This window comes from Paenibacillus sp. EKM206P (assembly GCF_011066155.1).
GTDB lineage: Bacteria > Bacillota > Bacilli > Paenibacillales > Paenibacillaceae > Paenibacillus > Paenibacillus polymyxa_D.
In genome coordinates, this window is record NZ_JAAMNQ010000052.1 from 1 (window position 1) to 1,310 (window position 1,310).

At 53.5% G+C, this 1,310-nt stretch carries 1 protein-coding gene; it reads right to left on the reverse strand.

Annotated features, from left to right (window positions below; all coding sequences use genetic code 11):
• On the reverse strand, positions 1–1,310 hold a 1,310-nt coding region (locus G9G53_RS25600; protein ID WP_165150873.1), incomplete at both ends, for an AMP-binding protein.

Consider the following 1,310-nt stretch of genomic DNA (forward strand, 5'->3'; position numbering starts at 1 on the left):
TTCAACAGTTCTTCGTCGTAGAAGCTGGAGTCGATCGCCGCTTCCGTGACACCGTAGCTGTTCATAATGCGGATATCTGCGCCAAAACGTTCTTGCAGCACCCGGTAGTCCGTCACGCTGCAACTATCCGAGCTGGTAATCATCAGTTCCAGACTGCTCATGTCCAGTCCCTGTTCATACACATGCTGCATAAACGGTACGATCAAGGCTGGTGTGGATTCGAACACCGTAATCTGATAGTCGTGAATCCAGCCATACAGACGGCTCGGATCAATGCGGTCGTCTTTCGGACAGATAACCATCGTGCCGCCGTTATAAAGCGTCCGCGCGATATCACCGACGAACACGTCGAAGGAGAAGCTCGCCAGCTGCAGCAAACGTACCGGGAACTGGTTCAGGCGATAATCCCGACGATACGCCGCGGCGGTATTCACCAAGCTGCGATGCTCGATCATGACGCCCTTCGGACGTCCCGTTGTTCCCGACGTGTAGATCACATACGCCAGATCCTTCGGTTCATTAATAGGTTCAACGTCCGTGGCATCCCCGGTGTACAGCGACTCATCGTCCAGCGCCAGTACAGTATGCAGACACAGTCCCGTTGCGGGTTCGGATACTGCTTCGCTTTCATCCAGCCAGACCTGCGCGCGCTCCTGTAAGCCCGTTTGGGTCAACAGTACCGTCGCACCACTGTCCTCCAGCATGAAACGAATACGTTCGGACGGATAATCTGCATCCAGCGGCACATAGGCGCCTCCTGCCTTCCACACCGCCAGTACGCCAACCAGCATGTCGACCGAACGTTCACTCAAAATGCCAACAATCGACTCGCGTCCAATGCCTTCATTTCGCAGTCTACGGGCTAATTGGTTCGCACGCTCGTTCAGTGTGCGGTACGTCAGTTGTTGTTCCTCGTACACCACCGCCACATGATCTGGTATAAGCTGGGTCTGTTCTTCCACATAAGTATGGAATAAGCCTCCTGCTTCAGCAGTAACATCCGATACTCCCACATCTCCAAAACCGTAGATGATTTGTGCCTTCTCCTCGACAGTTACCATATCCAAAGCTGCCAGTGGCTGCTGCGGATGAAGGGTAATGGCACGAACAAGTTCGGTAAAATGCTGTGCCAATCGCGCGATGGTCTCAGGCTTGTACAGCGCCGTGCTGTATTCCAGACTGCACAGAATGCCTTCCGGCTGCTCCACGGCATCCAAGGTCAGATCAAATTTGGCCGTATGATTGTCCGTCGGATACGTCTTAAAGGTCAGTCCCTCCAGCTCGAACTCCTGCTGTTCAAATGTTTTCAA